Genomic DNA, 20,179 nt, shown 5'->3' with positions numbered 1-20,179 from the left:
TCAGTAGTCGACGATCCGGGCGGACGTGTCTTCGCCTTCCTGGAGTGCTTCAAATACCTCAGCCAGAAGAGCAATCAGATCGCGTCCATGTGCGGTCACGAAGTAGGTCGCCAGGCTGTCGATGTCGGGAGCGATATCGTCTCCCCACGGTGGATGCTGGGTTCGATCCTCGAGCGACCAGATGACACGGGCTGGCGGCAGATCGGCCAGCTCACGTCGAACCATATGCAGTTCGGCCAGTGCGTCGGCAGCATCTGATTGCTGCAGTCTGCCGGCATATAGCTGCCTCATGAGGATAGGGAATCGGCTTCCCCATCCATCCGGTTCGAGATTCCCGGAGATGGTTGAGAAGAACGCGTACAGGAAGCTGGAACTTCCTATCTCATCGGTGATCTGTCCAAGCCGGATGCCGACTGTCATGCGCGTGAACCCCAATGACTCGCAGGAGCTGCAGGCAGAATGTAGGCGATCTTCTGGTGGTGCTTCATCGATTTTCATTCCGCGTGATGTTCCCTTGATGGTCGGCCCCGCTAGAGGGGACGTCCATACGAAACATTGCAGAATCCAAGGGCGAACTGAAAAAAGGCGGGGCCCGTACACCGGGCCCCGCCTGTGGAAACGCTGCGCCAGGCCTACTTGAAGTTGTAGCGCAGGCTGGCCATGTAGCGACGGCCCAGTGCATCCAGCACATACGGGAACGGCCCGATGTCATCGCCCACGTTGATCACCGACAACGTCACGCGCGCGGCGTCGGTGATGCGGTAGGTGACGTTGGCGTCCCAGGTGGTCCAGCTGTCGCGGTAGAAGTACTGACGGCTTTCCGGGGTATCGGTCATCGTGTACTGGGCGCGGCTGGTGTAGTTGGAGGCCACGCCGTAGTTCCAGTTGCCGATGCGATGCTGGGCGGTCCAACGGAACTGGCGCTTGGGCTCGTTGAAGCTGCCCGCCTGTTCGACGAACGGCACGTCCCGGTTCGCGGCCTGGCCACGGTTCTTCGGCATGTAGCCGTAGAAGTCCAGGTCCAGTACGCCGAAGCGCGACAGGTCCCAACGGTAGCCGACTTCGGCGGTCCAGCCACGGAACATCAGCACCGGGCCGTTGCCATACTCGGTCTTGATGCTGGTAGCCACGCCGGTGTTCGGATCACGCGTCACCAGGCTGCAGAAGCGGTTGGCGTTGGGCACGTTGGCGGCGTTGAAGTCGGCAGTGTCGAAGCAACCGGTGATGATGTCGTTGGCGCTCAGCGACGTGATCACGTTGTTGATCTTGATGTCATACCAGTCGGCGGCGACGCGCAGGCCCGGGATCCATTCTGGGGCGAACACGATGCCGGCCGTCCACGACTTCGCCGTTTCGTTCTGCAGGCGGGTGCTGCCGTTGGTCGAACCCAGCGTATTGGTCGGCTGCTGGCGGAAAGTGTTCGGATCGGCACCCGGGTAGGCGGCGAAGAACGCCTGGCAGTTGCGGCGACGCACCGCCGGATTTGAGCCGCCGCTGATGTTGTCCAGCGAGCACACTTCCGGGATGTTGTAGTAGGCCGGCTGCTGGGTGGTGTAGAGCTCGGCGATGGAGGGCGCGCGCAGTGACTGGGTCTTGTTGCCGCGCAGCTGCAGGCCGGCGATCGGTTCGTACTGGATGCCGTAGGTGAACGCATTGAACGCGCCGGCGACGGAATTGTCGACGCGGCGGAACTTGGCGGTCAGGTCCAGGCGATGCAGGCCCGGGATATCCCAGTCGGGATTGAACAGCGGTGCCAGCACTTCGGCGAACACTTCATTGGTGTGGTACTCGCCTTCCGCCGCCTGGGTCGGCACTGAACGGCCCTGGCCCAGGCGCTGGTACTCGCTGGGGGTGAAGGAGCCTTCTTCGCGGCGGTGTTCGAAGCCGGCCGCCGCGGACAGCTCGCCGCCGGGAAGATCGAACAGGCCGCCGGATACCGACGCATTGATGACGGTCTGGCGGGTCTGCGCCTTGGCCACGGTCCGGGTGGAGACATAGTCCAGGGCTTCGCGCGACGCCTGGTTCTCGCCGAACAGATTCAGCGGGCGGCAGTTCGCATCGGCCGTGGTGCCCGGGCGGGTGGCATCACAGATGATGCGCCCGCTGGCGTCGGTGGTGACGTTGATCGCATTGATGAAGTTCTGCTGGATCAGGCCGGTGCCGAGGTAGTCGAAGTCACCGCGGCCGTGGGTGACGCTGGCTTCCCAGTTGAAGCTGCGCTTTCCGACCTCGAAGAAGCCGTTCAGGCCGAGCACCGCACGGGTCAGGCGGGTTTCGGTGCTGGCGTTGTTCATCGACAGGTCGCGCGAAGATCGCGACAGGCGGAACGAGGTGATGCCGTTGTCGGCGAGGATCTTGCGGGTTTCCGCACTGAGGAACGGATTGCTGGCGCTGAAGGTCAGTGCACCGCTGGCGGTACCGCCGCCGTCCAGGCGCGCATTGCCGAAGGACACCGCGTTGTAGACGTTCTGGTCGAGGGTTTCGCGGGCGGTCGCTTCGTATCGCGAAAGTTCGAAGAAGCCGCGCACGTTGTCGGTGAAGTCGAAGCTGCCGGTGGAGAATACCGAGCGTCGTTCGAGGTCGGCGATCAGCGGCACCGTCTCGAACAGGTTCAGGCCGTCACCGCCGGAGGCGTTGCCGCCCGCGTAGCTGGTGCCGGGATTGAACTCGACCAGCTTGCCCTCGTTGTTGAACTGCCACAGTTTGTCTTTGTTCGGGCCGAAGCCAAGGATGTCGCCCAGGCCGTTGCGCGTGTAGCTGCCGGTGGCCGGCATCACCAGGCCACCGAAGGTCATGCTGGCAATGCGCCGGTTGCGGATCCAGACCTGGTCGGGGATACCATCGCGGGGCCCGGTGTTGAACGGAATGCTGCCGTCGATGCGGCCATCATTGGTCGGCCGGCGCAGGGGCTGGGCAGTGGCATTGGCCGCCGTGGGATTGGCCTGCAGGCTGTAGCCCTGGCGGTAGAAATCGCGTTGCAGCGCGTTCACCCCATCGGCGTTGTCCAGCTCGGCGGCAACCACGATGTGGCCACGGCCATCAGCGAAGTCGGTACCGAAGATGGCCGACCAGGAGTAGCGCTCGTTGTCGTTCTTGCTGGTCCTGCCGTAGCCCAGCTCGACTTCGGCACCCTCGAACCGGTCGCGCAGGATGATGTTGTTGACGCCGGAAATCGCATCCGAGCCATAGGTGGGTGCACCGCCAACGCTCAGGCTTTCAATGCGTTGCACCATGACGCTGGGAATGGCGTTCATGTCGACCTGGATGCCCGAGCCGCCGCCGGCTCCGAAGATGGTGGGCGGTGTAGAGGTGACGAAGCGGCGTCCATTGACCAGGGTCAGCAGGCGATTGCTGCCCAGCCCGAACTTGCTGGCGAAGTTGACGCCCGCACCGAAACCGGCCTGGTCGCCGCGCGAACTGACGCCGGCACTGACCCCGGGAATCCGGGTCAGGGCATCGATGAGGTTGGTGTCGCCATAGTTCTCGATCGATTCACGGCTGACCACCGCGGCGGGCTCGAGCGTGTCGAAACCGGCGCGGTAGATGCGCGAGCCGGTGACGGTCATCCGGTCCAGCTGCACGGGGGTCTTGCTGCTGGTGGGCTCGGCCTTCTGTTCCTGCGTGGCGGCCTGCTGCGCCATGGCCGGTGCGGCGGCCACCAGCACCAATGCCGAACCCAGCGCGACAGACAAGCGACTGCGGGCGAACAACGGTCGGTACATGATTTCTCCCTGGTCACGCCAATGTGACTCGGGGGTAAACGCGGGCGGAAGGCAGGCACCCTACGTCATGAAAAAGTAACAAATGAATCTATTTATTGTTCATTCATATACTGGGCTGATCTGTCCCTGGGGCATGCCTCGGCAGCACCAGATCGCTTCATTCGCCCCTGTGTGTATACTATCCCCCAGTATAGTTCCGAGGTGGCCCCGCCATGCCGCACTCCCCCGAAGAGAAGAAGAAGGTCCTGGCCCGCGTGCGCCGTATCCGCGGCCAGTGCGATGCGCTGGACCGCGCGCTGGAAGCCGGTGCCGACTGCGGGCCGGTGCTGCAGCAGATCGCCGCCATCCGTGGCGCGGTCAATGGCCTGATGTCCGAGGTGATGGAGGCCCATTTGCGCGAGGAGTTCGGCCAGCCTGCGGCCTCCGATGAACAGCGCGCCGAACGCGTGCGCGACATGAGCGCATTGATCCGCTCGTACCTGAAGTAAGCGATGGCGCATCACCGCGCCATGCATCCCGTTTTCCCTATGTCTGGAGAGTCCACCATGAAGTCCCGTGCCGCCGTCGCCTTTGGTCCCGGCCAGCCGCTGCAGATCGTCGAGATCGACGTCGCCCCGCCGAAGAAGGGCGAGGTGCTGGTCAAGATCACCCACACCGGTGTCTGCCATACCGATGCCTTCACCCTGTCCGGCGATGATCCGGAAGGCCTGTTCCCGGTGGTGCTGGGCCATGAAGGCGCCGGCATCGTGGTGGAGGTCGGTGAGGGCGTGACCAGCGTCAAGCCCGGCGACCACGTGATTCCGCTGTACACCGCCGAGTGTGGCGAGTGCCTGTTCTGCAAGAGCGGCAAGACCAACCTGTGCGTGTCGGTGCGTGCCACCCAGGGCAAGGGCGTGATGCCCGACGGCACCAGCCGCTTCAGCTACAACGGCGAGCCGCTGTACCACTACATGGGTTGCTCGACCTTCAGCGAGTACACCGTGGTGGCCGAAGTCTCGCTGGCGAAGATCAATCCGGACGCGAACCCGGAGCACGTCTGCCTGCTCGGTTGTGGCGTCACCACCGGCATCGGCGCGGTGCACAACACCGCCAAGGTGCAGGAAGGCGACAGCGTGGCGGTGTTCGGCCTGGGTGGCATCGGCCTGGCGGTGATCCAGGGTGCGCGCCAGGCCAAGGCCGGCCGCATCATCGCGGTGGACACCAACCCGTCCAAGTTCGAACTGGCGCGCGAATTCGGCGCCACCGACTGCATCAACCCGAAGGACTACGACAAGCCGATCCAGCAGGTCATCGTCGAGATGACCACCTGGGGCGTGGACCACAGCTTCGAGTGCATCGGCAACGTCAACGTGATGCGCGCGGCGCTGGAATGCGCGCACCGTGGCTGGGGCCAGAGCGTGGTGATCGGCGTGGCCGGTTCGGGCCAGGAGATCTCCACCCGTCCGTTCCAGCTGGTGACCGGGCGCAAGTGGATGGGCACCGCCTTCGGCGGCGTGAAGGGCCGCAGCCAGTTGCCGGGCATGGTGGAGGACGCGATGAAGGGCGATATCGAACTGGCACCGTTCGTCACCCACACCATGGACCTGGACAAGATCAACGAAGCCTTCGACCTGATGCACGAAGGCAAGTCGATCCGTTCGGTGGTCCACTACTGAGCCGTGTCATGGGCTGGCTGGATGCCCTGCGCCGGCCGCGTGCGGAAGACCCGCGCGCGGCCCTGGTGGTTCCGATCGAGCAGGCGTTGCGTGCGCTGGGTTGGGTAGTGGGGGAGGTGGGGCCACCGCGTGCGGTGACCTCGGCCTTCGGCAGCGACGATGGCATGCCGTTCGAGCAGTGGCTTGCGCAGGTATTCCTGCCGCGCCTTCATGAAGCGCGCGCAGCCGGACAGTGGCCGCCGCGCAGCGATGTGGCCGTGGCGGCCTGGCGCAATCTTGATGGCCAGCCTGGCGTCGAATCGTTGCTGCGCCTGCTGGCGCAGCTGGATGAACGGATCAACAAAGGCATCCACGCCGCGCGTGGATAAGCCGACCAAGGTCGGCATCTACCAGAAGCACGCGTGCGCTGACGCGCCGCGCAGGAGAGCACCATGGAACGTATTGAACACCGCGCCTGTTTCGGCGGCTGGCAGGACGTCTACCGGCATCATTCCACCACGCTGGGCTGCGACATGCAGTTCGCCGTGTACCTGCCGCCGCAGGCGGAAACGCAGAAACTGCCGGTGCTGTACTGGCTGAGCGGGCTGACCTGCACCGAGCAGAACGTCATCACCAAGGCGGGCGCGCAGCGCTACGCGGCCGAGCATGGCGTGATCATCGTCGCGCCCGATACCAGCCCACGCGGCGATGACGTGGCCGATGCCGAGGGCTATGACCTGGGCAAGGGGGCGGGGTTCTACCTCAATGCCACCCGTGCACCGTGGGCGAAGCACTACCGCATGCACGACTACGTGGCGCAGGAACTGCCGGCACTGATCGAGGCGAATTTCCCGGTCACCGATGCGCGCGGCATCAGCGGCCACTCGATGGGCGGTCACGGTGCGCTGGTGATCGCGCTGCGCAACCCGGGGCGCTACCGCAGCGTGTCGGCGTTCTCGCCGATCGTTGCGCCCAGCCACGTGCCGTGGGGGCAGAAGGCCTTCCACGCCTACCTGGGCGACAACCCGGCGGACTGGGCGCAGTGGGATGCCAGCGAACTGGTCGCCGTGGCCACTGAGCGCCTGCCGTTGCTGGTCGACCAGGGCGAGGCGGACGAATTCCTGCAGACCCAGCTGCAACCGCAGCGCCTGCAGCAGGCCTGTGATGCCGCCGGTCATCCGCTGACCCTGCGCCTGCAGCCGGGCTACGACCACAGCTACTACTTCATCGCCAGTTTCATCGGCGAGCACATCGCCCACCACGCCTGCGCCCTGCACGGCTGACGGCTTTCCGGTAGTGCTGGCGCTGCTGTATGTGCTGTGCCACGGCCTGGTCGTGGCCCTGTGGCCGGGTCCCGCCGGTGCGGGTTCCTTCGGGTTCCTCACGGGCGCCCCGTTGCTGGCGGCGGCGGCCTGCCTGTGGCGGGCGCGCCGCGACCGTGCCGCGCTCGGCTGGCGCGCCACCGCCCTGGCGCTGCTGCTCTGGGCGAGTGGCATGGCCGTCAACATGATCGATGCGCTCGGTGCCGGCCGTGCCGATGTCACGCCGCAGGCCAGCCTGTTCCTGTATGTGCTGTACGGCGTGCCGCTGGTGTTCATCCTGGCCCGTGCACGCCGCGAGCGGCTGAGCATCAGCCTGATCGACGCGGCGATGGCCGCGTTGCTGGGCGTGCTGTTCTTCGTGCATGCGCAGTCGTTCGCCGCGCGCGTCGACATCGACGACCACGCGTTGTCCAACATGCAGCGCATGTTCGATATCCAGAATCTGTGCATTGCCGGGTTCGCGGTGGTGCGCTGGCTGGTGGGCGACGTTCCGGAGCGGCGCAACTTCTTCCGCGCGCTGGCGATCTACGCGGTGGGCTACCTGATGGTGGCGTACTACATCAACCACTACACCTCGGAACAGTCCTTCGGTGCCTACAACGATCTGCTGATCGACCTGCCGTTCCTGCTGCTGGCGTTGCTGGCGATGAGCCAGGCGCCAGCGCCGACGTTCGTGATGCACCCGAGGCTGGGCAGAACGGTGCAGGCGGCGGGGCCGATGATCCTGCCATTGCTGCTGCTGGTGGTCGGTACCCTGGTGGTTGATCATGCGCGGCCGCTGGCGGTCACTGGCTTCGTGGTGGCAACGCTGGGCTTCGGCGTGCGCAGCATCCTGTTGCAGGTGGACCTGATGGAACGGCAGGCATCGCTGGACCAGCTCGCTCGGCAGGATGGCCTGACCGGTGTGGCCAACCGGCGTGAGTTCGATGCACTGCTGCTGGCGGAATGGAACCGTGCGCGGCGCAGCGGCAGCGAGCTGGGGCTGCTGTTGCTGGACATCGACCATTTCAAGGTCTTCAACGACCGCCACGGACATCCGGCCGGGGACCGCTGCCTGCAGGCCGTGGCCACGGTCCTGAAGATCAGTGCCGGCCGTGCCGGTGACAGTGTTGCCCGTTACGGCGGCGAGGAATTTGCGGTGATCGTGCCCGGAAGCCCGCTGTCGGGCGTGCTGGCGCTGGCCGAGCGCCTGCGTGAGGCGGTGGCGGCGCTGCCACTGCCCGAAGGGTCGGTCAGTATCAGCATCGGCGTGGGCTACCTGCACCCGCCGGCTCTGGCCAGCGCCGACCAGTTGCTGGCGGATGCCGATGCCGGCCTGTACGCCGCCAAGCGTGCCGGTCGCAACCAGGTGATCCTGCATGCGCACGTGCTCGACGATGAAGGCAGTGCGCACGGCAGGATGGATTGCTGAGCGCGCCAGGTGCCCGGTCCCCGTGCGTGATTGCGCACGGGCGGCGCGGCCGGGTCAGCGCTGCCGCAACCAGCCAGTGGGATCGAGCAGCCTCAGCCCGACCGGTGACAACGAGCGCTGGCGCAACGGCAGGTTTGCCGCCTGCACGGCCATCGCACAGCGCGCCAGCTGCTGGCGCAACGGTGCCAGCGTGTCATCTTCGCGCGGGCGTGCATGCCGCCACTGGGCGATGCGTAGCAGGCAGACCAGCAGGTCCAGTTCGCTGGCCGCGATGAACGGTGAGCCAGCGGGCAGCAGGTCGATCGGGGCGGTGGGCGTGGCCAGCAGCGGCAGCAGGCCGACGAACGCGTCGCAGCCTTCGGGATCAATACCGAGGCTGCTCAGCTGGGCGAGTCCATCGGCCTGTTGATCAGGATCGTGCAGCTGGCGTATCGCCGCCAGCAGTGCCTGTTCGCCGCGGCCGAACTGGCGGCCGAAGGCGCGGTAGTTGACGCGGGTGGGAAACAACGGGGAACGGGAGGCCATGGTTGCTAGGGTTGTGGGTCGCGGGTTTCCACCAGCACGGGACAGGGCGCGTGGTCGATGGTCCATTGCCCGATCGAGGGTTCGAACAGGCGTTCCAGGCGGGACAGGTGGCGGTGGCCGATGACGATCAGGTCGCACTTCAGGCGCCGGGCCTGCTCGCTGATCACTTCGCCCGGGTCACCCGAGGGAATCTGCGCGATGGCGTCGACGCCGCGCTCGCGCAGCTCGGCCAGGGCTTCGGCCAGCACCGCTTCGGCCCGCGAGCGCTGGCGGGCGGCTTCCGGGTACTCGATGCGGTCGGCTTCGCTGGCATCGGCCGCCAGCGCGAATTCGGGGTCGAGCACGCACAGCAGGTGCAGGCGGCTGTGGGGGCCGGCGATGGCTGCGGCCAGGTCCAGCACGCGTGCGTGCTGGGGGCCACCGTCCAGGGCGACCAGCAGGGTATTGAACATGGATGTCTCCTTGGCAGGCCGGGGATGGTCGCCGATGTCACTGCGCGCACCCATGCCGTGCGCGGCAGTCAATGAATGCGTAAAACGCAATCCGCTGTGGTTACAAGTGTCGTAGAGTCATCTGATTTACTGGAGACTGTCATGCCCCTGCCGGACCTGAACCTGTTGCTGGCACTGGACGTGCTGATTGACGAATGCAGCGTGGCCGCCGCCGCGCGGCGGATGAACCTGAGCGCGCCGGCGATGAGCCGTACCCTGGGCCGGATCCGCACCGCGCTGGGCGACCCGGTGCTGGTGCGTGCCGGCCGCGGTCTGGCCCCCACGCCCCGCGCGCTGCAGCTGCGTGAGCAGGTCCGCGATGTGATCGAGCAGGCCCACCGTGTGTTCAACGCCGGTCGCGAGATCGACCTGCGCACCCTGGAGCGCACCTTCAATGTCCGCGCCAATGATGTCTTCATCGGTGGATTCGGCGGACGCCTGCGTGAACTGTTCCGCCAGCAGGCGCCGCGTGCGGTACTGCGCTTCGTGCCCGAGGGCGATACCGACGACGACGCGATGGCGCAGGGCCGGATCGACCTGTACATCAGCACCGCCGGCAAGCATGCACCCGATACCAAGGTGCAGAACCTGTTCAGTACCTCGTTCATGGGCGCCGCGCGCGAAGATCATCCGTTGTTCGATGAGGAGATCAGCGCCGAGCGTTTTGCTGCCTGCGACCACATCGCGGTGTCGCGGCGGGGGCTGCCGCGTGGCCCGATCGATGACGACCTGGCCACGCTGGGCCTGCAGCGGCGGGTGGCGCTGATCAGCCCGACCTTCCACGGCGCGATCTTCGCTGCCGCCGAGTCGGACCTGATCCTGCCGCAGATGCCGAGCGTGATGCTGGAGCGGATCGTCAGCATGCGCCTGCCGCTGCGCCTGTTCCCGCTGCCGATCCCGGTGCGCACCGCCGCCATCGTCCAGGCCTGGCACCCGCGGCTTGACAACGATGCTGCGCACCAGTGGCTGCGGCGCTCGATCAAGACCATGTGCGAAAGCGCAGGGGAGGCTCCGCGCTGACACTTTCATGCGTGCGCGTGACGCACGCCTGGGATGCGGGCTGCGCCATTTTTCGCAGGGTACCAGCTCCCTAGACTGCGCTCCCCGGAGTTTCACTGAGCGCATTCCAATGACCCCCAACATGCCGTGCACTGCACGGATCGGTGCCCGGCGATGAGTACGCCGGCCGCCGCTGTCCCGGCCGCTGCTGCGCCCCGTCCTGCCGCCGCCCCCGGGCTCGACCGCCGCGTTCTGGTCGGCCTGTGTGGCGTGCTGCTGGCGGTGCTGGTGTCGGGCTTCAACGAGAACATCACCAAGGTCGCCCTGGCCGACATCCGCGGTGCGATGGGTTTCAGCGTCGATGACGGCAGCTGGATCGTCGCCCTCTACAGCGCGATGTCGGTCAGCGCGATGGCCTTCGCCCCGTGGTGTGCCGCCACCTTCTCGCTGCGCCGCTTCGCGCTGGCGATGATCGGTGGCTTCATGGTGCTGGGCGTGCTCTGCCCGCTTGCCCCGAACCTGCAGGTGTTCCTGCTGCTGCGCGCGCTGCAGGGGCTGTGTGGTGGTGCGCTGCCGCCGCTGCTGATGAGCGTGGCACTGCGCTTCCTGCCGCCGGGCATCAAGCTGTATGGCCTGGCGGGTTACGCGTTGACCGCTACCTTCGGCCCGAGCATGGGCACGCCGCTGGCCGCGTTCTGGGTCGAGCAGGTGGGCTGGCACTGGGCGTTCTGGCAGATCGTGCCGTACTGCCTGGCTGCCATGGCGATGGTCAGCTGGGGCCTGCCGCAGGACCCGCTGCGGCTGGAGCGTTTTGCCCAGTTCGATGGCGTGGGCCTGGCGCTGGGCCTGCCGGCGCTGGTGCTGCTGGTGCTGGGCCTGGTGCAGGGCCCGCGCCTGAACTGGTTCGACTCGCCGATGATCACCCTGATGATCGGTGGCGGCGCCGGCCTGATGGTGCTGTTCATGATCAATGAATGGTTCCACCCGCTGCCGTTCTTCAAGCTGCAGCTGCTGGCCAACCGCAACCTCAGCTACTCGCTGGTGACGCTGGGCGGCGTGCTGTTCGTGCTGCTGGCAGTGATCTCGATTCCCTCCGGATTCCTGGCCAGCGTGCAGGGCTACCGGCCATTGCAGACCGCACCGATGCTGCTGTGGGTGGCGCTGCCACAGGTGATCGCACTGCCGTTGGTGGCGGCGTTGTTGAACATCCGCGCAGTGGATTGCCGCTGGGTGCAGGCCACCGGCCTGGCGATGCTGGCGCTGGCCTGCTGGCTGGGCTCGCACCTGGATGTGGCCTGGATCCGCGACAACTTCCTGTGGGTACAGCTGCTGCAGGTATTCGCCCAGCCGATGGCGGTGTTGCCGCTGCTGATGCTGGCCACTGGCGGGCTGGCACCGCAGGACGGTCCGTTCGCCTCGGCGTGGTTCAACACGGTCAAGGGCTTTGCTGCCGTGCTCGCCAGCGGCGTGCTGGATGCCGTCGCCCAGGGCCGCCGTCATTTCCATTCCACCGTACTGGTCGACCGCCTTGGCGAGCAGCCGTGGCTGGCCGAGGGCCCGCAGCTGGGTGCGCGCCTGCATGCACAGGTGCAGGCGCTGACCTCGGCCGACCTGTACTGGGTGGTCGCGCTGGTGGCGCTGGCCTTCATTCCCCTCATTGCCTGGATGCCCACCCGCATCCATCCGCCACGTGCCGTGGCCTGAACCTTTCGCAGGAACCCCCTCATGACGATCAATCGAACCACTCTCAATACCGGCCTGGGCCTGGGCGTGCTGGCCCTGGCCATCGGTGCCTGGCTGCTGCTGCGCGACGGCGGTCACCAGACCACCAACAATGCCTATGTCGTTGCCGACTACACGCTGGTTGCGCCGAAGATTCCCGGCTTCGTCAGTGCCGTGGAAGTAGAGGACAACCAGTCGGTGAAGGCGGGCGACGTGCTTGCCCGCATCGACGACCGCGACTACCAGGTGGCCCTGCAGGCGGCCCGTGCAGACCTCGCCAACGCCCGTGCACAGCTGGCCAACGCGCAGGCCGCACTGGCCCAGCAGGACTCGCTGATCGAACAGGCCAGGGCCAGTGTCGATGTCAGCCGTTCCGAACTGACCCTGGCCAGCGCCGACCAGCAGCGTTACCGCGAGCTTGCCCGTGATGGCGCCGGTACCGTGCAGAACGCCCAGCAGGCGCAGTCGAAGCAGGCCGTGGCCAGTGCGCATCTGCAGCAGGGCCAGGCCGCGCTGTCGACCGCACGCCAGCGCACCGACATCCTCAGCGCTGGCGTGCAGGCCGCACAGGCGGCGGTACAGCGTGCAGAAGCGGCGCAGGCGCGTGCCGAACTGGACCTGTCGCACACCGTGCTGCGCGCGCCGATCGACGGCATGGTCGGCCGCCGTGCGGTACGCGTGGGCGCTTACCTGACCCCGGGTACGCCGGTGGCTGCGGTGGTACCGCTGAAGCGCGCCTTCGTGGTCGCCAACTTCCAGGAAACGCAGATGACCCGCATGCAGGCCGGCCAGCAGGTTGAACTGAAGGTGGACGTGTTCCCGGGCAAGCCGCTGCGCGGGCACATCGACAGCATCGCACCGGCCACCGGCGTCACCTTCGCCGCCGTCGCACCGGAAAACGCCACCGGCAACTTCACCAAGGTGGTGCAGCGCATTCCGGTCAAGATCGTGCTGGAACCCGGCCAGCCACTGCTGGACCAGCTGCGTGCCGGCATGTCGGTGGAAGCCAGTGTTGACCTGGGCAGCCGCGCCCGCGCGCAGAGTGTGCAGCACAGTCCGGGCCACAAGAGCGGGGAGGGTGCATGAGCGCAGTCACCCTGTTCCGCACCTTCGTTGCGGCCAGCCTGTGCACGGCCCTGGCTGCCTGCACGATGGGTCCGGACTTCGTACGCCCGCAGGCGGAACTGCCCAGCCACTGGCAGGGTGAGGCGGTCGCCGGCAACGCCATCGACCAGGACGCGGCCTGGTGGGCCGGCTTCGACGATCCACTGCTGGGGCAGCTTGCCGGCCAGGTGCTCGCGGCCAACCTGGACCTGCAGCTGGCCGCCAACCGCGTGCAGCAGAGCCGCGCCGCACGTGGCATCACCGCCGCCGATCGCCTGCCCAGCGTCAGCGCGAGCGCCAGTGGCGTGCGTGCACGCAACAGCGAGGTGGGCCTGAATGATCCGTCCGGCAACGGCGGCCGTGATGACTACGGGCTGTTCCAGGCCGGCATCGGCCTGAGCTGGGAACTGGACCTGTGGGGGCGTGTGCGCCGCCAGGTGGAAGCGGCCGACGCACGCGTGCAGATCGCCGAGGAGGATGCACACGCGGTGCGCATCGCGCTGCTGGCGGAAACCGCGCGTGATTACCTGCAGCTGCGCGCGACGCGGCAGCTGCTGGCGATCACCGAGGACAACCTCAGCATTGCCCTCGACATGAAGCGCCTGACCGAGGCACGCCAGCAACAGGGCGTGGCCAGCACGCTGCAGGTGTCCAGCGCGTCCGCGCAGGTGGCATCGCTGCAGGCCCGCATCGCGCCGCTGCGGCATCGTGAATCGCAGCTGCGCAATGCGCTGGCGTTGCTGCTGGCGCAGCCGCCGCAGGCGCTGGACGCGCAGCTGCAGGATGCACGCCGCGACTGGCCGGCGCTGCCGGCCGTAGCGGTGGGGGTGCCCAGCGAACTGGCCGAGCGTCGCCCGGACATCCGTCGTGCCGAAGCGGCACTGCATGCGGCAACCGCCGGCATCGGCGTGGCCAAGGCCAGTTTCCTGCCGCGCATCACCTTGAATGGCGACGCTGGGTTCCAGGCCAAGCAGCTGGATGATCTGGATGGGTGGAACGCGCACCGCTTCAGCATCGGGCCGTCCATCAGCGTACCGATCTTCCAGGGCGGGCGGCTGAAGGCCAACCTCGCGCTGAGCAGGCTGCAGCAGCAACAGTCGGCGCTGCAGTTCCGCCGTACCGTGCTGCAGGCCTGGCATGAAGTGGACGACGCCATCGATGGCTATGCCGCCGAGCAGCAGCGCACGGTGCAGCTGCATGTGGCGGTGGACGAGAGCGAGAGCGCACTGGGCGCGGCGCGCCGGCAGTACCAGGCTGGCGTGGTCGACATGCTGGATGTGCTGACCACCCAGCGCATCGCGCTGGACAACCAGGCTGCACTGGCCAACAGCCAGGCCACGGCTGCTATCGCGCGGGTGGAGCTGTACCGCGCGCTGGGCGGCGGCTGGTAGTGCCGGCCGCTGGCCGGCACCTCCATGGATGTTGCGGTTGCCGGCCAGCGGCCGGCACTACCGTGTGCCCCGGTAGTTGCCAACCTTGGTTGGCAGCTCTTTTAGGAAGCGCCAACCAAGGTTGGCATCTACCAGAGCGGGGCCTCAACGCACGTCGCGCAGTTCCCAATGGTGGCCTGCCAGCAGGCGCAGGCGCTGCTTGAACACGTCACTGTCGATGCGGGTGGTGGCCACCAGGTTGATGCGCAGGTCCTTCTGCTCGCCGGTCACGGTGGCATCCGGATCGGTCACGCCCCACTGCGGTTCCACCGCGTCCGGGTCAGGCTGCTTGGCCTTCCAGCGCTCGAACAGGCTGCCATTGCGCAGCGCATCCTGCAGCTCTTCGGCGAAACCGGCGGCGCCCTGCGAATGGAAGGACAGGTCAGGGTCATTGCCGCGGGCCTTGGACGGGTCGGGCAGGCTGATGTGGTACTGCGCAGGCATGGAGTTCTCCTTGAAGTGCGGGAAGACTGGCATAACCGCGGTGGAATCGATGTGCAGATCCGCGCCGCGTCGGGGCCTCACTCGAACCGATGCGGCCCATCGGCGAAGCCCACGGTGACCGCGCCCTTGCCGACGTTGACCATGCCGGTCAGGCTCATCACCGATTCGTACACGGTCACGCCATGGGTGGCGCAGACCTCTTTCAGCTGTGCATAGCCGGGCAAGGTGCGCAGCTCTTCCAGCTCACCGCCGTAGCTGACGCACACCGTCGGTGTCATCAGCCCGGCGCGTACGCGCTGGCCAACTACCGCGAACAACTTCTGCACGGCGTTGTCGAAGCCCTTGATCTTGGCCACCGGTCCGGTCTCGCCGCGGTAACCGTGCAGCACCGGCTTGATGTCCAGCGCACTGCCCAGTGCGGCGCTGAGCAGGCCGACACTGCGGTCGCCCTTGTGCCGCGCACGCGCGCGCATGTAGTACAGGTCGCGGGTGACCATGTAGCCGTGCACGTTGCTGGCCAGCTCCTCCAGCCGCTCGCGGATCTGCTGCACGCTGGCGTTGCTGTCGCGCAGGCGCACCGCTTCCACTGCGGTCACCGCCTGCGCGGCGAACAGGTTCTGGGTGTCGAGCACGCGCAGCGCGAACGGCGAGTTGTAACCCGCTGCCTGCCGCACCGGCTTGTAGTCGTTGAGGATGGCGAAGCTGGCCTGCAGCGCGTTGTCATGGATCGGGCTGCGGGTCTTGGTGATGGTCATGCAGAACACGTGGTCGTAATCGATCACCAACTGCTGCAGGAACAGGTCGCGGATCTGGTTGACGCTGAAGGGGATGGTTTCCGCTTCAGCACCGTGTTCGGCCACGTGCGCGTGCAGGAAGCTCAGTGTGGCCTGTTCATCGCGATGATCGGCCAGCACCGCTTCGCCGATGCGTACGGTGATCGGCAGCAGCACGATGTTGTGGGTGGCGATGAAGTCCGGCGGCAGGTCGCAGGCCGAGTCGACGACGATTCCGATGCGCATCCGCGGCTCCCCCTCCAGGGCGGTTGTAGGTTCGGAAACGTGAAATCTATCTCAAATCCCAGCCAGGCGCGCGAGGGAAACGCGCCACGCCCTGTTCAGCGACTGCGCTGCACCGCCACCGGCAGGGTGGCCAGGCGCAGCCATTCGGGCTGCCGCAGCAGGTCAGGATCGGCCAGAACGGCAGCCATCAGCGGGTGCGAGTCGTTGCCCCAGAACAGCTCCTCATCGATAGCCAGGGTCGGCACACCGAACACCCCGGCGCTGATCGCGGCCTCGGTGTTACGGCGCAGCTGCTCCTTCACCGCCGGGTCGGCGATGGCGCTGGCGACATCGTCAATACCCAGCTGTGCGGCCGGTTCGCGCAGGGCGTCAGGGCTGTCGGCCGCGTTGCCGTCGCGCCAGATCCAGTCGAACAGGACGTCCACCGCCTGCACGCTGGCACCGGCGGCCAGGCACAGGCGCAGGGCGGGCAGCGGGTTGAACGGATGGCCGGGCGGGAATCGCAGCGGTGTGCCCTCGGCCTGCGCGGTCCACAGCAGCTGGCGGTAGATGAAGCGGCGCTTGGCCGGAATCTCGGCCGGCCCCAGGTTGCCCAGGTGATGCAGCACCGCACCGAAGGCGATCGGCACGGTCTGGATCTGCGCGAACTGCGGCAGCTGCTTCAGCTTCTGCCAGTGCAGGTAGGAGTAGGGCGAGATGAGGTCGAAGTACCAGCGCAGTGTCGCCATCGGTGTGTCCTCGTGTGCGGTCAGGGCTGCGCGTTGCGCTGCAGGTAGCGGTCACGCAGTTCGGTCTGGCGCGAGCGCATCGGCATCGCACGGCCGCCCAGCCAGACCTGCTCGGCATAGTGCGCCACGTCCAGCGGATCGCCCTCCCACAGCACCAGGTCGGCGCGCTTGCCGGGCTCGATGCTGCCGATCTGGTCGGCCACCCCAAACGCCTGTGCAGGCACCCGGGTCAGCCCGGCCAGGCCATCGGCCCACGGCAGGCCGTTGGCCACCGCGTTGCCGGCCAGCTGGCGCATCTTGCGCGCGTTGTGGGTGGCGTCGCCGCGCTGCACGAACGACACCGGCACGCCGGCACGCTGCAGGCGCGCGGCGTTTTCCAGGGTGGCGCCGATCTGGTCGAAGCTGGCCGGCAGGTTGGCCAGCACGTCGACGAACACCGGTACGTGCGCAGCGGCCAGCTCTGGGGCTACCTGCCAGGCTTCGCTGGCACCGGCGATGGCGATCTTCACCTTTTCGCGGGTGGCCCAGCGCAGCAGCTGGCGGATATCGGAGGCGCGATCCACCTCCACCACGATGCGGCCCTGGCCGGCCAGGTAGCGACTGAGTGTGCGGCGTCCGGCTGGCGTCAGCAGCGCGTGCGGCGAGTCCGCAGCCACCTGTCCGCGTGCTTCGTCGATCATCTGCTGCAACAGCATCCATTGCGCGGCGCGCGAATGCCCGGTCAGTTCGGAGGCGGCCGCGCCGATGCGCAGGAACAGGGCACGCGGGCCGATCGGATCGGTGCTGCCATCGAGCCGCATCACGCCGCCCTGGCCGGCCACGAAACCACCGCCGGTGGCAGCGCCCAGCGCAGTGAAGCCGATGCCTTCCAGCCGCGTGACCGGAATCAGCACTGAGGCCGGGTTGTAGGCGAGGGTGACGTCGAATTCCGGCCGCAGTGGCTGCTCACCGAGCTTCAGCGAACTGTCCACCGTGCTCGATTCACCCGACACTTCTTCGATACCGGTCTCGGTGATGCCACCGAACAGTGCCGGTGTCAGGGGACGGCCATTGGCCTCGACCACGCTGGCGCCGGCCGGCGCCGACAGGCCGTTGCCCACCGCGCGGATGATGCCGCCCTGCACCAGCACATCGGCGTTCTGCAGGCTGCCACGCGTGCTGGCCGTATGCACGGTCGCGTTGCGCACCAGCAGGTCCTGCGCCGAGGCTGCGGTTGTCATCAACAACAGCGCAACCACGGTAGCGCCGTGCCATGCCCGGCGACGCTTGTTCAACACGCCCATCAGCGCACCTCCTGGCCAAGCTGGAAATCGGAACGCGGCGTCGCTGCCGGTGCACTGCGGTCGTACAACCTGCGGCCATCAATGAAGACCTGCTCGGCCAGCGCGTACGAGCTGAAGGGATTGCCGTTCCAGACCACCACATCGGCCATCTTGCCGACCTCCAGGGTGCCGGTCTGGCCTTCAATGCCCAGTGCCTTGGCGGCGTTGGCGGTCATCCAGGTGATGGCATGTTCGGGCGTGATCTCCGGCATGCGCGCGCGGCGCGCGGACGCCATCACCTTGGCCGCTTCCTGGTTCAGGCGCTGGATGCCTTCGGGTGAGTCGGAGTGGACGATGGCGCAGCTGTTCTTCGGCCGGTCGACCAGCGCGATGTTCTCCGGGATACCGTCGAAGGCTTCCATCTTGAAGCCCCACCAGTCGGCCCACAGCGCACCGCAGACGCCGTCGGCGGCCAGCCGGTCGGCCAGCTTGTAGGCCTCCACGCCGTGGTGGAAGGCGGCTACCTTGAAGCCGAATTCCTTGGCCAGATCGAGCATGGTGGCCATCTCGTCGGCGCGGTAGCAGTGGATGTGCACGCGGATGTCGCCTTCGATCGCACCGGCCAGCGTGTCCAGCTTGAGATCGCGCTTGCCGCCGGCATCACCGGCGCTGTCGCCCTTGTCGCTGCCGAACCAGCCCTTGCGCTTGGCCGGCTTCGGCTTGTTCTTGGCGATGTAGTCGGCGGCATCGATGAAGGCGGCGCGGTAGCCGGCCACGTTGCCCATGCGCGTGGCTGGGGTCACGCCCTTGCCTTCGCCATAGACCCGCTTGGGGTTCTCGCCGCAGGCCATTTTCAGGCCCCAGGGTGCACCGGGGAACTTCATCGCCTGGTAGGTCACCGCGGGTACGTTCTTGAGGGTCACGCCGCGGCCACCCACCAGATTGGCCGAGCCCGGCAGCACCTGCATGCTGGTCACGCCGCCGGCCAGCGCGGTGGCGAAGCCCGGGTCCTGCGGCCACACCGAGTGTTCGGCCCAGACGTTGGCGGTGACCGGTGCGGTCATCTCGTTGCCGTCGCTGTGCGCGCCGACGCCGGGGCTGGGGTACACGCCCAGGTGCGAGTGCACGTCGATCAGGCCAGGGGTGACCCACTTGCCCTGCGCATCGATGCGGGTGACACCGGCATCGGCCTGCAGCTGGCGGCCAACGGCGACGATGCGGCCCTCGCGCAGCAGCACGTCGGCATTGTCCAGGCGCTGGCCGGTGCCGGTCAGCACGGTGGCGTTCTGGATCAGCACCGGCGCATCGGGATGCGCCTGGTAGGTGCTGGGGTAGGGATCGGCGACGAAGCGCGAGGCGCCCACCGCCGGAGCCGTGCTCAATGAAAGCAGTGCCAGGGCTACCCCGGCGCGCAACAACGTCGATGCCATGCAGTTCCCCTTGCAGCTGGTCCAACCGCCGACGCTAGCCCGGAGGCGGCGGGCTTGCCAAGTGACCTTCTTCACAGGCCTGTCGACGGTGGCTCGACGGCACCGGCCGGGTGGCTGAAAATACCCGGTCCCCCGCCGTACCGGACTGCCCATGAAGAGCAAGCAGGAAATCGTCGACAACTGGCTGCCGCGCTATACCGGCGTACCGCTGGACCAGTTCGGCCAGCACATTCTGCTGACCAACTTCGGCGGCTACCTGCATACGTTCTCCGAGCTGACCGGCGCGCCGGTCATCGGCCTGGACCGGCCGATGGCCAGTGCCACCATCGATGGCATCACCATGATCAACTTCGGCATGGGCAGTCCCAATGCCGCGATCATCATGGACCTTCTGTCGGCGGTGATGCCCAAGGCGGTGCTGTTCCTGGGCAAGTGCGGTGGTCTCAAGCGCAAGAACCAGCTGGGCGACCTGGTGCTGCCGATCGCGGCGATCCGTGGCGAGGGTACCTCGGGCGACTACCTGCCGCCGGAAGTACCGGCGCTGCCGGCCTTCGCGCTTCAGCGTGCGGTTTCGACCATGATCCGCGACCTCGGCCACGATTACTGGACCGGCACCGTCTACACCACCAACCGCCGGGTCTGGGAGCACGACGAGGCCTTCAAGGAGCGGCTGCGGGCGATGCGCTGCATGGCCATCGACATGGAAACGGCCACGGTGTTCGCCGCCGGCTTCGCCAACCACATCCCCAGCGGCGCGCTGCTGCTGGTTTCGGACCAGCCGATGATCCCGGACGGGGTCAAGACCGAGGCCTCCGATGCCAAGGTCAGCTCCCAGTTCGTGGAAAACCATATCCAGATCGGCATCGAGGCGCTTAAGCTTATCCGGCGCAACGGCAAGTCGGTCCGCCACCTGCGCTTCGACGAATGATGATGAAG

19 protein-coding genes are annotated in these 20,179 nt (G+C 67.0%); 10 read left to right on the top strand and 9 right to left on the bottom strand.

Annotated elements, in window-relative coordinates; translation table 11 throughout:
* Both R1L06_RS14520 and R1L06_RS14515 read right to left on the bottom strand, forming a co-directional pair.
* The gene (locus R1L06_RS14520) at positions 1-498 is read right to left on the bottom strand and encodes an Imm70 family immunity protein (protein WP_317218053.1); all 498 of its coding nucleotides are present in this window, start codon (positions 496-498) and stop codon (positions 1-3) included.
* 134 nt (positions 499-632) lie between these two features.
* Positions 633-3,722 carry a TonB-dependent receptor domain-containing protein gene (locus R1L06_RS14515; RefSeq protein WP_317218052.1) on the bottom strand — a complete coding sequence of 1,030 codons (3,090 nt, stop codon included), beginning with the start codon at positions 3,720-3,722 and terminating at the stop codon, positions 633-635.
* Positions 3,723-3,934: 212 nt separating this feature from the next.
* Between R1L06_RS14515 and frmR the strand changes: the two genes are divergently transcribed.
* From frmR to R1L06_RS14490, 5 genes are all read left to right on the top strand, one after another.
* Complete coding sequence (gene frmR / locus R1L06_RS14510) at positions 3,935-4,210, top strand: formaldehyde-responsive transcriptional repressor FrmR (protein ID WP_005411009.1); 276 nt, start codon at positions 3,935-3,937, stop codon at positions 4,208-4,210.
* Between the two features lie 57 nt (positions 4,211-4,267).
* Positions 4,268-5,377 carry an S-(hydroxymethyl)glutathione dehydrogenase/class III alcohol dehydrogenase gene (locus tag R1L06_RS14505; protein ID WP_012512082.1) on the top strand — a complete coding sequence of 370 codons (1,110 nt, stop codon included), beginning with the start codon at positions 4,268-4,270 and terminating at the stop codon, positions 5,375-5,377.
* An 8-nt stretch (positions 5,378-5,385) separates the two neighbouring features.
* Positions 5,386-5,745 carry a YqcC family protein gene (locus R1L06_RS14500; protein ID WP_012512081.1) on the top strand — a complete coding sequence of 120 codons (360 nt, stop codon included), beginning with the start codon at positions 5,386-5,388 and terminating at the stop codon, positions 5,743-5,745.
* Positions 5,746-5,808: 63 nt separating this feature from the next.
* Positions 5,809-6,639, top strand: a complete 831-nt coding sequence (gene fghA / locus R1L06_RS14495) for an S-formylglutathione hydrolase (protein ID WP_317218051.1) — start codon at positions 5,809-5,811, stop codon at positions 6,637-6,639.
* A gap of 13 nt (positions 6,640-6,652) precedes the next feature.
* Positions 6,653-8,089: a GGDEF domain-containing protein gene (locus R1L06_RS14490; RefSeq protein WP_317218050.1), complete on the top strand. Its 1,437-nt coding sequence runs from the start codon at positions 6,653-6,655 to the stop codon at positions 8,087-8,089.
* A gap of 54 nt (positions 8,090-8,143) precedes the next feature.
* Here R1L06_RS14490 and R1L06_RS14485 read toward each other — a convergent pair whose 3' ends face one another.
* Together R1L06_RS14485 and R1L06_RS14480 are read right to left on the bottom strand one after the other, a co-directional pair.
* Positions 8,144-8,614: a hypothetical protein gene (locus R1L06_RS14485; protein ID WP_049400257.1), complete on the bottom strand. Its 471-nt coding sequence runs from the start codon at positions 8,612-8,614 to the stop codon at positions 8,144-8,146.
* Positions 8,615-8,619: 5 nt separating this feature from the next.
* A complete protein-coding gene (locus R1L06_RS14480; RefSeq protein WP_032129880.1) occupies positions 8,620-9,066 on the bottom strand; it encodes a universal stress protein in 447 nt (148 codons plus the stop codon).
* 141 nt (positions 9,067-9,207) lie between these two features.
* On the opposite strand from R1L06_RS14480, the gene R1L06_RS14475 reads away from it, so the two are divergent.
* From R1L06_RS14475 to R1L06_RS14460, 4 genes are all read left to right on the top strand, one after another.
* Complete coding sequence (locus R1L06_RS14475; protein WP_032129879.1) at positions 9,208-10,125, top strand: LysR family transcriptional regulator; 918 nt, start codon at positions 9,208-9,210, stop codon at positions 10,123-10,125.
* Between the two features lie 153 nt (positions 10,126-10,278).
* On the top strand, positions 10,279-11,808 hold the full coding sequence (locus tag R1L06_RS14470; protein WP_032129878.1) for an MFS transporter: 1,530 nt from the start codon (positions 10,279-10,281) through the stop codon (positions 11,806-11,808).
* A 21-nt stretch (positions 11,809-11,829) separates the two neighbouring features.
* Complete coding sequence (locus R1L06_RS14465; protein WP_006384446.1) at positions 11,830-12,912, top strand: HlyD family secretion protein; 1,083 nt, start codon at positions 11,830-11,832, stop codon at positions 12,910-12,912.
* A complete protein-coding gene (locus R1L06_RS14460) occupies positions 12,909-14,321 on the top strand; it encodes an efflux transporter outer membrane subunit (protein ID WP_317218049.1) in 1,413 nt (470 codons plus the stop codon). Before R1L06_RS14465 ends, R1L06_RS14460 begins: the two co-directional genes overlap by 4 nt.
* Before the next feature lie 144 nt (positions 14,322-14,465).
* Here R1L06_RS14460 and R1L06_RS14455 read toward each other — a convergent pair whose 3' ends face one another.
* From R1L06_RS14455 to R1L06_RS14435, 5 genes are all read right to left on the bottom strand, one after another.
* The gene (locus tag R1L06_RS14455) at positions 14,466-14,804 is read right to left on the bottom strand and encodes a hypothetical protein (protein WP_032129876.1); all 339 of its coding nucleotides are present in this window, start codon (positions 14,802-14,804) and stop codon (positions 14,466-14,468) included.
* A 77-nt stretch (positions 14,805-14,881) separates the two neighbouring features.
* Positions 14,882-15,823, bottom strand: a complete 942-nt coding sequence (locus R1L06_RS14450) for a DegV family protein (protein WP_032129875.1) — start codon at positions 15,821-15,823, stop codon at positions 14,882-14,884.
* Positions 15,824-15,918: 95 nt separating this feature from the next.
* Positions 15,919-16,551 (bottom strand): 2-hydroxychromene-2-carboxylate isomerase, encoded by a 633-nt coding sequence (locus R1L06_RS14445; RefSeq protein WP_032129874.1) that lies wholly within the window; start codon positions 16,549-16,551, stop codon positions 15,919-15,921.
* A 20-nt stretch (positions 16,552-16,571) separates the two neighbouring features.
* The gene (locus R1L06_RS14440; RefSeq protein WP_317218048.1) at positions 16,572-17,834 is read right to left on the bottom strand and encodes an amidohydrolase family protein; all 1,263 of its coding nucleotides are present in this window, start codon (positions 17,832-17,834) and stop codon (positions 16,572-16,574) included.
* Positions 17,834-19,243, bottom strand: a complete 1,410-nt coding sequence (locus tag R1L06_RS14435) for an amidohydrolase (RefSeq protein WP_317218047.1) — start codon at positions 19,241-19,243, stop codon at positions 17,834-17,836. The genes R1L06_RS14440 and R1L06_RS14435 overlap by 1 nt, the downstream gene beginning before the upstream one ends.
* 151 nt (positions 19,244-19,394) lie before the next feature.
* Here R1L06_RS14435 and R1L06_RS14430 point away from each other — a divergent pair, with 151 nt between their 5' ends.
* Positions 19,395-20,171 carry an AMP nucleosidase gene (locus R1L06_RS14430; RefSeq protein ID WP_005414446.1) on the top strand — a complete coding sequence of 259 codons (777 nt, stop codon included), beginning with the start codon at positions 19,395-19,397 and terminating at the stop codon, positions 20,169-20,171.
* Positions 20,172-20,179: the final 8 nt, after the last annotated feature.

Origin of the sequence: Stenotrophomonas mexicanensis, assembly GCF_032911605.1 — a bacterium.
GTDB classification, from domain to species: domain Bacteria; phylum Pseudomonadota; class Gammaproteobacteria; order Xanthomonadales; family Xanthomonadaceae; genus Stenotrophomonas; species Stenotrophomonas maltophilia_A.
This window is presented reverse-complemented; position numbering and strand designations above follow the sequence as displayed.